Raw genomic sequence first — 12,942 nt, forward strand, 5'->3', positions numbered from 1 at the left:
TTTATATAAAAATTTTAAGGATATATTTTGAAACAATATTTACATGATACTAGTATATTAATTAAGTCTTATAAAGAAATATTATTTTTAAAAAAAATTTTAATCTGTGGTTTAATAAAAGATACTGTTTATCTTCATTTAGGTGCAAAAAGTACCACAATATCTGTAGAAAAATATGATTCATGGGTATTTCATAAAAAAAATTGTATTGATTCTGTATATTTTCAATTTAAAATTCATACAAATATTTTAAAAAAAAAAATTTTATAATTTATTTTTGGGATAAAAATAAGAAAAAATCTATTTTTCAGATTATGTGTATAATGTCACAATTACCTATTAATACAGAGATACTTTTAGTGGGGAAGAATAAAAGCGGAGTAAAAAATTCTGTTAATATATTTAAAAAACATATTGTATTTAAAAAAGTAAAATCAATGAGAAAATGTTCATTATTTTACGGAAAAAAAATGAAACATTTTATCTTTAGCATGAATAAATATTACAATAATTATTGTTGGAATGGTATTTTTCTTTTCTTTCTTCCAGGAGTGTTTGGATTTAAAAAAATCGATGCAGGAACAGAGTTATTAATATCTACTTTAAAAAATTTAAATAATAAAAAAATTTTAGATTTATGTTGTGGTTCTGGAATTATTGGAATATTTATTGCAAAAAATTTTAAACAAATAAAATTACAAGTTTGTGACAATAGCAAAAGTGCTTTAATCTCTAGTAGAATAAATTTTTCTTTAAACAAAGTTAATGGAAAAATTATAAAAAGTAATTTATTTACAAACGTTACAACAAAATTTGATATGATAGTGAGTAATCCACCATACCATGATGATTTATCTTCGAACATAAATTTTGTTAAAGAAATAATAAATAAATCTAATAAATACTTAAAAAGTAAAGGAGAAATGCGTTTTGTTGTAAACAAATTTCTAAATATAGAAAAATATTTAAAAAAAAATTTTTATAATTTTTTTATTGTAAAAAAATCTAAAAGATTTATTGTATATAGTTTTTTAAAAACTATATAAATACCCAGAGCGGGACTTGAACCCGCAAAGCTGTTACGCCGAGGGATTTTAAGTCCCTTGTGTTTACCGATTTCACCATCCGGGCATATATCTTTTTTATCTATTTATTTTTTTGAGGCGCATCCCGGAATTGAACCGAGTTAAACGGATTTGCAATCCGCTGCATAACCATTCTGCCAACGCGCCTAATAAAATTTACTTGATTATAATTTTTTTTTTTTTTTTTATCAACTTTTTTTTAATAAAAATAAATAATAAATATTTTTATTAAAAATTAAAAATACAATATTTTAATAAATGATTAAAAAATTATTATATATTGTAATATAGTATATTATCTAATATAATTATATTTTCATCATTTCTTAAAAAAATATTTTTTAGGAGGAGTGGCCGAGTGGTTTAAGGCAGCGGTCTTGAAAACCGCCGATGTTATACATCCGAGAGTTCGAATCCCTCCTCCTCCAAAAATTTTTCATTAAATTACTCAACAACACGTTTAAATAAAAATAAACTAGAAAAATATAAAAACAATGATGTAATAATTAATATTAATAAATAAATTACTTTAGATATAAATAATTCATTAATCCAATATTCTATTGAAGGAAGAGTTATTAATAAAAAAGAAATCATTATTGATGATGATATAATCATTTTCATTAAAAATTTTCCCCAACCTGGTTGTAAAGTAAAAATATTATATTTATATAAATAAAAAACTAATATAAAAACATGAATCCAAGCTCCTAAACTAGTAGACAAAGCTAATCCAACATGTTTGTATTTGTTTACTAGTATAGTACTAATAAATTGAGTAATAATTATTGACATAATATTTGCTTTTATCGGAATAGTAATATTTCCCCTAGAATAAAAAGCAGGAGTTAAAACTTTAGATAATATTATTGCTACTATTCCAAATGAATATGATGATAATGCTCGTGATGTCATAAAAGTATCGTATTCATCAAATTGACCATATTGAAATATTGTCATTACCATTGGATATGATAAAATTTCAGTAATAATAGTACAAGGAAGACTTAATATAATCGATGTTCTAATTCCCCAATCTAATAAAGCAGAATATTCTTGTTCATTTTTTTGCATATTTTTTTTTGATAAAGTAGGTAACAAAATTATACCAAAAGTATTTCCAAAAATACTAGTTGGAAATTCTATAATGCGATCTGCATAATATAACCATGATACTGAACCTATAGGAATCAAAGAAGCAAAAAAACTATTAAATACAAGAGAAATTTGACCTATCGAAAAACAAACAAAAATGAATAATATTTTTTTTATAAAAGCAAATATACGTATATTTTTTATTTGTATAGTAGGTTGTACACACATATCAATTTCTTGTAAAGAAGGAATTTGATATAACAATTGACTTAATCTACCTATAAGTATTCCCCATGCTAAGCTGAAAATTGGAAAATGTAAAAAAGAACTAAAAACAATAATAATAAAAATTATAGTCATATTAAAAACTAAAGCTGATGTAGCTGGTATAAAAAAATAATTCCAAGTATTTAAAGTAGATGCAACCAAACTTATAAGAGCAGAAATAAATATATATGGAAACATTGTTCTCAATAAAAATACAGTAAAATGAAATTTTTCTGCATTATTACTAAATCCAGGAGCAATAAAAGATACTATTTCTTCTGCAAATATTATTCCTAACGTTGTAATAATAAACATAACTAAAATAGTAATACCTAAAAAATTTGCAAAAAAATTTTTAATAGAATGTCGTTTAGTTATATGATGTTTATAATTTACTAAAACTGGAAAAAAATAATGAGAGCATGCTCCATCTGAAAAAATTTTATGTAAATGATTAGGAAATTTAAAAGCTAAAAAAAAAGAATCTGTATATAATTCTGCACCAAATATTTGAGCAACTAACATATCTCTCATAAAACCTAAACATCGAGAAACACAATTAATAGCGCTAGTAGAAAATATTGAATATACCAATTTCATTTTTTTATACCTTATATTTATTTTTTAAACTATTTTTAAAACAGTAACATTTTATAATATTAAAAATTAAATACACTAAAAATTTTAGTAGTTTTTTTTAAAAATATTTATATATATAAAGATCATAATAAATTGTGTATATATTATGGATGTATGATTTATATCATAAAACTTTTTATAAATTCATTAATACTTTATCTTTTTCAATTAAAGTTCCTGAAAAAGATTTGTTATTTTCTACAATTATTTTCACAACATTACCTAATTTTGAATTATTTAAAATTTTTCCACGAATAATAAAAATAAAGTTATTTCCATAAAAAATACAATTAACGGTACGATACTTATTTAAGATATTTTTTTTCTGTAATAAGTTGGATAAATTTAATGTAATTTTTTTTTTTTTTTTTAAATTTATTTTTGTATCAAAAAAAATTTTTTTTATATTTTTTGTATGTGTTTTTTTAATATATAAATTATATTTATATACATTTTTTATTATAGAAATATTTTTATCACAAAAATAAATTATTTGATTAAAATTTAAAAATTCATTATTTTTTTTTTTACTGTAAAATAAGTCATTAATTTTTCACTACATTCATTCTTTTTTTTATTTTTCTGTATATCTTCAGAATGTGGATGCTGGTGAGCATGTGGATGCGGGTTAGAATGAGAATGAGAATGAGAATGAGAATGAGAAGGAACATTATTCTTTTTTTTATCTTTTTCATTTAACCAATTTAAAGAATTATTAATATAATTAGAAATATTTATTTTTTGAAGTACACTTGCTAATTTAGAAGGTATGATAGTAAATTTTATCATAAAAAATATGAATAATGCTATAACAATACCTAATGTTTTACATTTCATATTTTACGCTCGATTTTTTATATTTCATTTAATTATGAAAGTTATGAGGTTTATGTGATATATATAACAATAATATTAAATATATTATATGTCAATAGACGTATTTTATAAAAAAAATAGATAATCTATATTTTTATAAAATCAATAATTAATCATTAATATTTTAATATAAAAAATAACAAATGAATATACATAAATATAAAAAATTATTTTTTTTATATAAATAATAAAATTATTAAAATTTTTTTAAATTTTTATTGCAGTTATTGTAAAAAAGATTATAGTACAAAAGATATCTCTATATATTTTTCAAAAAATATATTATACATATTTAATAAGGAAACTAATATGTTTGTATTTGGATTTGAACAACAATTACAAATGAAACAAGAAATATTAAACTTAAGAAGTTTAGAAGAAGAGTTAATTGCATCAAATATAGCTAATGTAAATACTAAAAATTATAAATCTCGTCATATTAATTTTACAAATGAATTAAATAAGATTAAATTAAAAAATAGTACAAAAGAAATGTTTTTGGAATCAAAAAAGACATCCGATAAACATTTCTCTTTTAATATTCAAAATAATATGGTACAACCTAGTATTTATATTTCTAATTCAAATGTGGATCAAAATGGAAATACAGTAAATATGAATCAAGAACGTATGAAATTTGTTAAAAATAGTTTAAAATATCAAGAAGAAATTGCTCTTTTAAATAAAGAAATTAAAAATATAAATTTAGTAATTTAGTTTTTTCAAAAAAAATTTGAAATAAGTGTGATATATTATTCAAAAGGTAAATCTTTATGTCTTTATTTAATATAATGGATATTGCTAATTCAGCATTAGAAGCACAATCAAAAAAAATTAGAACATCTGCTGAAAATTTAGCAAATATTGATACGTTAACATATAAAAACAAAAAAATTGTTCCTTATCAACCAAAACAAGTGATCAATACATTTCATCAATCTTATTCTAATATTATGAATAGTAATACTCAAAATCCAATAGGTGGAGTATCTTCTGAAATAATAGAACAATCTTCACCAAAAAAAATAATATATAATCCAAATCATCCTTTATCAAATAAAAAAGGATATCTTTCTGTTCCAAATATAGATGTAGTCACTGAAAATATTAATATCATGGAAGCTTCAAGAAACTATGAAGCAAATATAGAAATATTAAATACAGTAAAAGCGATGATATTAAAAACTTTAACTATAGGGCAATAAAAGGAAAAGTTGTATGTTGATTAATAAATTGAATAATGTTTCTCTATTGCCAAATTCAGAAAATCAAATAAAAAAAAATATTGATGTAAAAAATATTCCTAATGTCACTATTATTTGTAAAAATAATAAAGTTATCAATGAAACAATGTTTTCTATACATATACCAAAAAAAGAAACACAAAAAGAATATGATGATTTAAATTCTTCTGAAACTTTTTTTGAAAAAAAATATTGTTCTTTCGAACATACTTTAAAAAATATCAAAAATTCAATTAAAATTGCAAAAAAAAATATACACAATTATAACAATATTTCTAACAATATTATCAATTCTATTAATACATCATCATATCCAGCAAAAAAAATAATATTAATGCCAAGTGATGAAATTGTATTACATGATGATGATCATTTAGTTAAAATAGGTTATCAACTTGTTCACAAAACAGATATGGTATATATAAGAATATCTAAGAAAAATAATGATGGAATTATTTATAAAAAAATTAAACCAATGTATGTCGGAATGCATATTTTTAATTGGGATTGTTTAGATCAAACAAAAAAATCGATAACACCTGGAACATATGACATTAAAATATTTGCAAAAAAAGATAATACAGTATTTGAAATACAACCTTTAATACCAAAAAAATTAGTCAGATTAACTCAATAATTTATTGATTAATACTTTTTTCAAAAACACAAATTTTTAAATCCATATACATTTTCCAAGGAAAAAATATGACATATTCATCGAATGTTAGTGGTTTAAATAATACAATGTCTAGTATAGATATGATTGGAAAAAATTTATCAAATATTGAAACTACTGGATTTAAAACAGAGTTATTACCATTTTGTGATCTGTTCCCTAATACTTATGAAAAAAATTTAGAAATAGGTATGGGAAGTATGAAAGGGAAAAAATATTATAATTTTGATAAAGGATACATGTTTAAAACTAATAGAACTTTAGATTCCGCTATTTATACAAATGGTTTTTTCAGATTACAAAATGTTGGTGATGAAATTCTTTATAGTAAAGACGGGCATTTTTTATTAGATAAAGAATATAATTTAGTCAATAAAAAAGGTTTTTATGTTACTGGGTATGATTTAACTAAAAAAAAATTAGATTTTCAAAACCCACATCCTATTAATTTAAGTAAAAAAATAAAAATAACTGGTGAACCTACAACAGTTATATCAATTAGTACTCAAATTAATTCTTCTGATATAGTGAAATTTCGTCATGATTTTGATCCATATAATTCTTTAACATATAATAGAATGATTCCTATATCTGCTTATGATGATACTGGGGGGAAATATGATATAAATTTATATTTTGTAAAAAAAACACCTTCCATTTGGAAAATACACCCAGTTTTACAAAATCATAGGGTATATAACAAAGAGTTTTTAGTGCAATTTGATACGAACAGTGGAAAAATTCTTTCTAAATCGTATCAAGATATAATCTTTAATAAATTTGGAGAATCAGAAAATAGAAAAATATCTATCGATTTAAAAAATATTATATGCAAAAATTTTGATAATAATTCTATTAATTATCCTGTTTCTTATAAAATTAATGGTAAACCATCTACTTCAATAACTAAATTATCTTTAAATAAATATGGAATGTTAAGTGGATTGTATGATGATGGTTCGACAATCATGTTAAGTCAACTTGCTTTAACTGATTTTCCAAATTATTCTCATTTAGTCCCTATGGGAACTGGTTTTTGGATGTATTTTGATGAAGATCCTGAACAAGAAAAAGGAATTATCGGTCCTCCAGGAACAGGAAATTTTGGAACAATAAAAACAGGAGAAATAGAAGGTTCTAATGTTAACCCAGAAAGAGAATTAATTAATATGATTATGGCTCAAAAAAATTTTGAAGCTTTAAAACAATCAATAAAAAGTCAAAATGAAATGGATCATACATTAATTAATTCGATATAAATACTATTATAATTTCTTAAATGCACGTTAACTTTATTTAAATTTGCAGAATTATTTTATATGGATATTACAATTTATCAAATTGGTCAATCAATAAACAGATTATTAGATAAACAAAATGTTATTACAAATAACATTGCTAATGCATCTACTCCTGGATTTAAAGAAAAATTTGCTACAATTTTAACCAAAAAACAAAGATATTGTGATATTCAGCAAGGTCAAAAAAATTTTTTAGTACAAAACGTGCATGAATGTATTAATACATCTGCAGGGTTATTAAAAAATACTGAAAGGTCTTTAGACCTTGCTATTTCTAAAAAAAATTATTGGTTTATTGTCAAAAAAAATAATGATAAAAAAGAATATTACACTAGAAATGGAAATATACATATTAATGAAAAACAACAACTTAATATTGCTGGAAATATATTAATTGGAATAAATAATAAACCTATTATTATTCCAGAAAATATAAAAATAGATATATTAAAAAATGGTTCAATTGTTTGTCATATGAATAAAAATGATCAAAACATTATAAAAAATATAGGAATCATAAAAATAATACATTTAAAAAACCATCATATGATTCCATCAAAGTATGGTAATTTATATACAACAAATGTAATAAATAAGAAAAAGTCTTTTTTCAAAAAAAAGAAAATCAAAGATATTATTCTTTCAGGATTTTTAGAAGATAGCAATGTATCTCTTACAGATAATATGGTTAATATGATTAGTAATGCTCGATTATTTGAAATGAATATAAAATTGATACAATATTATAATGATAATGAAAAAATTGCTAATAAATTTATGAATATTAATAATTAATATGGAGTGTAATATTATTATGTTTTCTTCTTTATGGATTTCAAAAACAGGATTGGATGCACAACAGATTAATATGAATGTTATTTCTAATAATTTAGCAAATGTGAGTACTAATGGATTTAAAAAATCACGCGGAATATTTGAAGATTTGCTTTATCAAAATATACGTTATTCAGGATTAAATTCTACTCAAGATACTATATTTCCAGTAGGATTTCAGGTAGGTACAGGGGTAGGTCCTGTAGCAACAGAAAGAGTACATTCTCAAGGAAATTTATTAAAGACTGATTCTAATAAAGATATTGCAATTAATGGAAAAGGATTTTTCCAAGTTTTATTAACAAATGAAAAATTTGGTTATACACGTGATGGATCATTTCAAATTAATAAAGAAGGAAAATTTGTTACAAACAGCGGTTTTGTTATTCAACCTGAAATTAAAGTTCCTCCAGATACTACAAAAATAAGTATAGGAAAAGATGGAATTGTTACTGCAGTAACAGGTAATAAAAATCAAACAACAGAATTAGGACAATTAAATATTGTCACTTTTTTAAATGATGTTGGATTAGAAAGTATAGGAGAAAATTTATATCAAGAAACTAATGCATCTGGTGTACCAAAAGAAACCACTCCTGGAACTAATGGATCAGGTTTTTTATATCAAGGGTATGTAGAAACTTCTAATGTCAACGTTGCTGAAGAATTAATAAATATGATTCATACACAACGTGCTTATGAAATTAATAGTAAAGCCATTAATACATCTGATCAAATGTTACAAAGATTATCACAACTTTAATGTAATTAGTACTAATGTTTGTAGTAACTATTGTTTTTAAAGGAAAAAATTATTATGTTTTTACATTTTTTTTTAAAATGTAGAGAATGGATAATTTTAGTATTAGTTATCTTATCTTTAAGTGCTTGTTCTGAACTATCTCAAGAAGATATAATAAAAAAAAAATATTTAGAAGATTCTTCTATTATTAAACCTACTATACCTAATATAGTAAAATTACAAGAATTAATGTTACAAAAAAAACAAGAAGATTATTATCCTTTTTTTGAAAATAAGAAAAAATATTCAGTAGGGGATATGATCACAGTAATTTTACAAGAAAATACTATTGCTAGTAATAACTCTAATTCTAGAAATAGTAATGATAAAAATGTTGCTTTTGGTTTCAATTCTATACCTCGTATCATTAGTATGATATTAGGTATAAATCAAAATCGAGCTATTTTTGATGAATCATCTAAAAATTTTAACGTTAATGGAGATTTAAACAGTAATCAAAACCATTTTGAAGGGTTTATAACGGTTACTATTACTCAAATTATGAATAATGGAAATTTAAAAATTGCAGGTGAAAAAAAAATAGGTATTAATCAAAATGTAGAATTTATTCGTTTTTCTGGAATTATTAATCCAGATAATATCAATGCTAATAATTTCATTGAATCGAAAAAAGTTGCCAACACTTATATTTTTTATGTTAATTCAAAAAATGAAATTAATGATCAAAATATAATTTGGGGTGGTAATTGGATTTCAAGTTTATTACCTATTTAAATTTGAAAACAATTACATGTATCATTGTTATTATTATACTTATTTAAAAAAATTTAAACTTTTTATTTTTTTAAAAATACAGTTTTTTATTAATATATTTCTTTTATAAAAGGATATTATGAATAAAATTCTATCATCTAAAATAATTTTATTATTATGTTTATTTTTTATTCCTTATGTTTCAAAATCAGAAATTATTGGAAATTTAACTAATATTAAACAAATACAAGACCATCCATTAATAGGATATGGTTTAGTTATTGGGTTAAATGGTACAGGTGATCAAATGAATAATACACCTTTTTCTAATAGTACATTACAATCCATGTTACATACATTAAAAATTGATATTCCAGATATAAAGGATGCTCATATAACAAATATAGCTTCAGTAATAGTAGTAGGAAAAATAAATGTTTTATCTCAATTAGGAGAAAACATTGATATTACCGTTTCATCTATTGGAAATGCAACAAGTTTAAGTGGTGGAGTACTTTTAATGACTCCATTAAAAGGAATTGACAACAAAGTATATGCAATTGCACAAGGAACTCTAATTAAAAAAACATGTAAACCTGTTTCAGAAATGAAAAATTCTAGTCATCGACTTACAGGAAAACATTTAAACAAAAAAAATGAAATAAATACTGGGTTTATTCCAAATGGAGGAGTAATACAAAGTGAAATTGATAATGATGATCTTCAACCATTTAAAAAAATTACTTTAATTTTAAAAAAAAAAGATTTTAAATTAGCTAAAAAAATTGCTGATACAATAAATGCATTATTTCCTAACATAGCAGAACCTGTTAACGAAAAAATAATTCAAATTCATCATGCATTAAAAAATACAACTGAACAAATTAAACTAATTTCTACAATTCAAAATTTAGAAATTAAAAATCAAAAACAACAAAAAAATCATGTTCCTGTAACAATAAATCTTTCAAAAAATGTTGATCCAAATATATTAAATATTAACAATTATTGTTTTATTAAAAACAATGTTTTAAAATATAAAAACATTTCCATTATATTTCATAATAAAATTAATAATTTTCAAAAAAATCCTGATATCTTAATTAAAAAAATTAACGCAATAAATATACATAATAGCAACAATAATAATATTTTTAATTTAGATATTAATGAGTTATTAAATATTTTAAAATATACAGGATTTTCTAATATTGAAATAGCATCTATATTAGAGTCAATGAAAACATTAAACTTTTTTTCATATCCTATAGAGATATCACAATGAACAATAATAATTACTTCTCATTAGAGAATGATATTATAAATAATAGAATATTAAATAATATTAATATTGAAAATTCTATGATTAATAATAAAAATATTTCCTCTGCACAATTATCCAAAAATGTAGAAAGTATTTTCACTAAAATATTAATTGATAGTATGCAAAAAACAATCAATAAACAGCAAATATTTGGAAATGAACAAACGGAATTATCTACTGATTTATATGATCAATGTATGTGTACTTTAATCAGTATTAAAGGATTAGGTTTATCCAAAATTATTGAAAAACAATTAAAAGAAAATATATAAACAAAAAATAATTTATTAATATATAAAAAGTATAAACATAAAAGAATTAATATTATAATATTATAAAAATATATATAAAAAATTATATGATCAAAAAAGTTAATATTTTTTAAAAATTTAAGATATTATTATTTATATTATTATCATGTATCATAATTTTTCATCAATAAAAATAATCATACATGATAATAATTAAATTAAATTGTTGTTAATTCTTTTAGTAATTAAAAATGTTTTTAATAAAACATTATTTGAAAACATTAACACAAAACAATAAATAACAATAAATTTATTTGTTAAATATATAAAGATTAATTTATATATAATTAAAATAATATTTTTTATTCAAAAACATCATTAATGTTTTTATTTTTATAAAATAATATAATTTCCGAAACCTTTACAAGAAGGACAAATATTATTTTTAGTACAAATATTTGAAGTATTTAAATATTGTCTAGACATTTCTAATAAACCAAATTTAGAAATATTTCCAACTTCAATACGAGCTCGATCATATTGAATAACATTTTTTATTCTCTTTTCTATAATTTTTTGATTTTTTAAAGATTTCATATCAATAAAATCAATTACAATAATTCCACTAAGATCACGTAAACGTAATTGTCTTGCAATTTCATCAACTGCTTCTAAGTTTGTATGAAATGCTGTTTCTTGAATGTCGCTACCTTTTCTGTAACGAGCAGAATTAATATCAATTGCTACTAATGCTTCTGTAATATCTAAAACAATAGAACCTCCAGATGGAAGTTGAATGATTCTTAAAAAAATAGAATTTATTTGCTCTTCTAATTTATAGAAACTAAAAATAGGAATAATATTTACGTATAATTTAATTTTTTTTTCAAATCCTAATCTACCTAAAAGGTACATGTTTTCATAAGTTAATTTTAAAGTATGTGGGTCGTCTACTATTATTTCTTGAATTTCTTGAGTTAATAAATCTCGAAATACACGAAAAAGAATATTATTCTCTTTATACATTAAAGTTGGAGCTTTTTTATTATGAGAGATTTGAATTATTTTTTTCCAATTCTTTAATATGTTATTTAAATCTATTTGAAGATCTTTTATAGATTTTCCTATACTAGCAGTTCTAACAATAATACCCATATTTTTCGGTATTTGTAATAGTAATATTAATATTTTTATTTTTTTTTTATTTTGATGATTAATCTTTCTAGAAATACGTATAATACCTGGATTATTAAGTAATAAAACTAAATAAATACCAGATAAAGTAATAAAATTAGTTAAAGTAGGTCCTTTATTTTTTCTTTTTTCTTTTGTAATTTGTACAACAATTTCTGTTTTTTTGGATATAAATTTTTTTATTTGATCTATTTTAATTATTTTTTTTATTTGATCTCTTAATGTAAGATCAGAAATTTCTTTAAATGGTAAAAAACCATTTTTTTTTTTTCCAAAATCAATGAATAAAGCTTCTAAACTCGGTTCAATTCTACGAATAGTTCCTTTATAAATATTTGATTTAATATTATTTAAATTAAATTTTTCAATATAAAAATCATGTAAATATGTATCATGTATAATTGCAATTTTAATAACATTGTTTTTTATAGTATTAATTAACATTCGTTTCATGATGAAAACTCTTATATTAAATATTAAAATAATGTTTATTTTTAATATAATTTTTTAAAAATTTATATTAAAACAACATTTAAAAAAAAACAAATAAAATCAATTGAATAATAAATTATTCAAATATTTTATAAAAAACGTTTGCAAAAAAAAAATGTATGAAATATAGTATCATGTATTTAAATAA

Annotated in this window: 15 protein-coding genes, 3 tRNA genes and 1 pseudogene; 14 read left to right on the forward strand and 5 right to left on the reverse strand. The window is 21.2% G+C overall.

Features of this window, described 5'->3' with window-relative positions; genetic code table 11:
- The first annotated feature begins 27 nt into the window (after positions 1–27).
- From D9V80_RS01270 to D9V80_RS01275, 3 genes and pseudogenes are all read left to right on the forward strand, one after another.
- On the forward strand, positions 28–270 hold the full coding sequence (locus D9V80_RS01270; RefSeq protein WP_158353464.1) for a hypothetical protein: 243 nt from the start codon (positions 28–30) through the stop codon (positions 268–270).
- Positions 271–314: 44 nt separating this feature from the next.
- Positions 315–455: pseudogene (rsmC, locus tag D9V80_RS02520) on the forward strand (16S rRNA (guanine(1207)-N(2))-methyltransferase RsmC); the annotation flags it as partial.
- A gap of 15 nt (positions 456–470) precedes the next feature.
- Positions 471–1,046 (forward strand): methyltransferase, encoded by a 576-nt coding sequence (locus tag D9V80_RS01275; protein ID WP_187306478.1) that lies wholly within the window; start codon positions 471–473, stop codon positions 1,044–1,046.
- Between the two features lies 1 nt (position 1,047).
- Here D9V80_RS01275 and D9V80_RS01280 read toward each other — a convergent pair.
- Both D9V80_RS01280 and D9V80_RS01285 read right to left on the reverse strand, forming a co-directional pair.
- Positions 1,048–1,131 (reverse strand) — tRNA-Leu (locus D9V80_RS01280).
- A 30-nt stretch (positions 1,132–1,161) separates the two neighbouring features.
- Positions 1,162–1,232: transfer RNA gene (locus tag D9V80_RS01285), tRNA-Cys, on the reverse strand.
- A gap of 197 nt (positions 1,233–1,429) precedes the next feature.
- Between D9V80_RS01285 and D9V80_RS01290 the strand changes: the two genes are divergently transcribed.
- Positions 1,430–1,513: transfer RNA gene (locus D9V80_RS01290), tRNA-Ser, on the forward strand.
- 16 nt (positions 1,514–1,529) lie between these two features.
- Here D9V80_RS01290 and murJ read toward each other — a convergent pair.
- Positions 1,530–3,047, reverse strand: a complete 1,518-nt coding sequence (gene murJ, locus D9V80_RS01295; protein ID WP_158353468.1) for a murein biosynthesis integral membrane protein MurJ — start codon at positions 3,045–3,047, stop codon at positions 1,530–1,532.
- Between the two features lie 134 nt (positions 3,048–3,181).
- Here murJ and D9V80_RS01300 point away from each other — a divergent pair, with 134 nt between their 5' ends.
- Positions 3,182–3,367, forward strand: coding sequence for a hypothetical protein (locus D9V80_RS01300; protein WP_158353470.1), 186 nt, complete (start codon positions 3,182–3,184; stop codon positions 3,365–3,367).
- Between the two features lie 223 nt (positions 3,368–3,590).
- Here D9V80_RS01300 and D9V80_RS01305 read toward each other — a convergent pair whose 3' ends face one another.
- Complete coding sequence (locus tag D9V80_RS01305; protein WP_158353472.1) at positions 3,591–3,923, reverse strand: hypothetical protein; 333 nt, start codon at positions 3,921–3,923, stop codon at positions 3,591–3,593.
- A 348-nt stretch (positions 3,924–4,271) separates the two neighbouring features.
- On the opposite strand from D9V80_RS01305, the gene flgB reads away from it, so the two are divergent.
- The 9 genes from flgB (at position 4,272) to D9V80_RS01350 (ending at position 11,129) form a co-directional block, all read left to right on the forward strand.
- Complete coding sequence (gene flgB, locus D9V80_RS01310) at positions 4,272–4,679, forward strand: flagellar basal body rod protein FlgB (protein WP_158353474.1); 408 nt, start codon at positions 4,272–4,274, stop codon at positions 4,677–4,679.
- 56 nt (positions 4,680–4,735) lie between these two features.
- Complete coding sequence (flgC, locus tag D9V80_RS01315; RefSeq protein WP_158353476.1) at positions 4,736–5,167, forward strand: flagellar basal body rod protein FlgC; 432 nt, start codon at positions 4,736–4,738, stop codon at positions 5,165–5,167.
- Between the two features lie 13 nt (positions 5,168–5,180).
- Positions 5,181–5,843: a hypothetical protein gene (locus tag D9V80_RS01320; RefSeq protein WP_158353478.1), complete on the forward strand. Its 663-nt coding sequence runs from the start codon at positions 5,181–5,183 to the stop codon at positions 5,841–5,843.
- 68 nt (positions 5,844–5,911) lie between these two features.
- Entirely contained in the window at positions 5,912–7,141 is a 1,230-nt protein-coding gene (locus D9V80_RS01325; RefSeq protein WP_158353481.1) for a flagellar hook-basal body complex protein, read from the forward strand.
- Positions 7,142–7,201: 60 nt separating this feature from the next.
- A complete protein-coding gene (locus tag D9V80_RS01330; protein ID WP_158353483.1) occupies positions 7,202–7,978 on the forward strand; it encodes a flagellar hook-basal body complex protein in 777 nt (258 codons plus the stop codon).
- Between the two features lie 19 nt (positions 7,979–7,997).
- Positions 7,998–8,780: a flagellar basal-body rod protein FlgG gene (gene flgG / locus D9V80_RS01335; protein WP_158353485.1), complete on the forward strand. Its 783-nt coding sequence runs from the start codon at positions 7,998–8,000 to the stop codon at positions 8,778–8,780.
- A gap of 54 nt (positions 8,781–8,834) precedes the next feature.
- The gene (locus D9V80_RS01340; RefSeq protein ID WP_158353487.1) at positions 8,835–9,554 is read left to right on the forward strand and encodes a flagellar basal body L-ring protein FlgH; all 720 of its coding nucleotides are present in this window, start codon (positions 8,835–8,837) and stop codon (positions 9,552–9,554) included.
- Between the two features lie 118 nt (positions 9,555–9,672).
- Positions 9,673–10,818 carry a flagellar basal body P-ring protein FlgI gene (locus tag D9V80_RS01345; RefSeq protein ID WP_158353489.1) on the forward strand — a complete coding sequence of 382 codons (1,146 nt, stop codon included), beginning with the start codon at positions 9,673–9,675 and terminating at the stop codon, positions 10,816–10,818.
- Entirely contained in the window at positions 10,815–11,129 is a 315-nt protein-coding gene (locus D9V80_RS01350) for a rod-binding protein (protein ID WP_158353491.1), read from the forward strand. The genes D9V80_RS01345 and D9V80_RS01350 overlap by 4 nt, the downstream gene beginning before the upstream one ends.
- Before the next feature lie 372 nt (positions 11,130–11,501).
- Here D9V80_RS01350 and D9V80_RS01355 read toward each other — a convergent pair whose 3' ends face one another.
- Positions 11,502–12,755, reverse strand: coding sequence for an Rne/Rng family ribonuclease (locus D9V80_RS01355; RefSeq protein WP_158353493.1), 1,254 nt, complete (start codon positions 12,753–12,755; stop codon positions 11,502–11,504).
- Between the last annotated feature and the right edge of the window lie 187 nt (positions 12,756–12,942).

It is taken from the genome of Buchnera aphidicola (Thelaxes californica), from assembly GCF_005080825.1.
GTDB lineage: Bacteria > Pseudomonadota > Gammaproteobacteria > Enterobacterales > Enterobacteriaceae > Buchnera_I > Buchnera_I aphidicola_V.

Excerpts from the sequence above, each read along its gene's own strand:
- D9V80_RS01350 (WP_158353491.1), top strand. The coding sequence starts at position 10,815 with ATGAACAATAATAATTACTTCTCATTAGAGAATGATATTATAAATAAT.
- flgC (WP_158353476.1), top strand. The coding sequence starts at position 4,736 with ATGTCTTTATTTAATATAATGGATATTGCTAATTCAGCATTAGAAGCA.
- D9V80_RS01325 (WP_158353481.1), top strand. The coding sequence starts at position 5,912 with ATGACATATTCATCGAATGTTAGTGGTTTAAATAATACAATGTCTAGT.
- D9V80_RS01275 (WP_187306478.1), top strand. The coding sequence starts at position 471 with ATGAAACATTTTATCTTTAGCATGAATAAATATTACAATAATTATTGT.
- flgB (WP_158353474.1), top strand. The coding sequence starts at position 4,272 with ATGTTTGTATTTGGATTTGAACAACAATTACAAATGAAACAAGAAATA.
- D9V80_RS01330 (WP_158353483.1), top strand. The coding sequence starts at position 7,202 with ATGGATATTACAATTTATCAAATTGGTCAATCAATAAACAGATTATTA.
- D9V80_RS01305 (WP_158353472.1), bottom strand. The coding sequence starts at position 3,923 with ATGAAATGTAAAACATTAGGTATTGTTATAGCATTATTCATATTTTTT.
- D9V80_RS01355 (WP_158353493.1), bottom strand. The coding sequence starts at position 12,755 with ATGAAACGAATGTTAATTAATACTATAAAAAACAATGTTATTAAAATT.
- D9V80_RS01345 (WP_158353489.1), top strand. The coding sequence starts at position 9,673 with ATGAATAAAATTCTATCATCTAAAATAATTTTATTATTATGTTTATTT.
- D9V80_RS01320 (WP_158353478.1), top strand. The coding sequence starts at position 5,181 with ATGTTGATTAATAAATTGAATAATGTTTCTCTATTGCCAAATTCAGAA.
- D9V80_RS01340 (WP_158353487.1), top strand. The coding sequence starts at position 8,835 with ATGTTTTTACATTTTTTTTTAAAATGTAGAGAATGGATAATTTTAGTA.
- flgG (WP_158353485.1), top strand. The coding sequence starts at position 7,998 with ATGTTTTCTTCTTTATGGATTTCAAAAACAGGATTGGATGCACAACAG.
- murJ (WP_158353468.1), bottom strand. The coding sequence starts at position 3,047 with ATGAAATTGGTATATTCAATATTTTCTACTAGCGCTATTAATTGTGTT.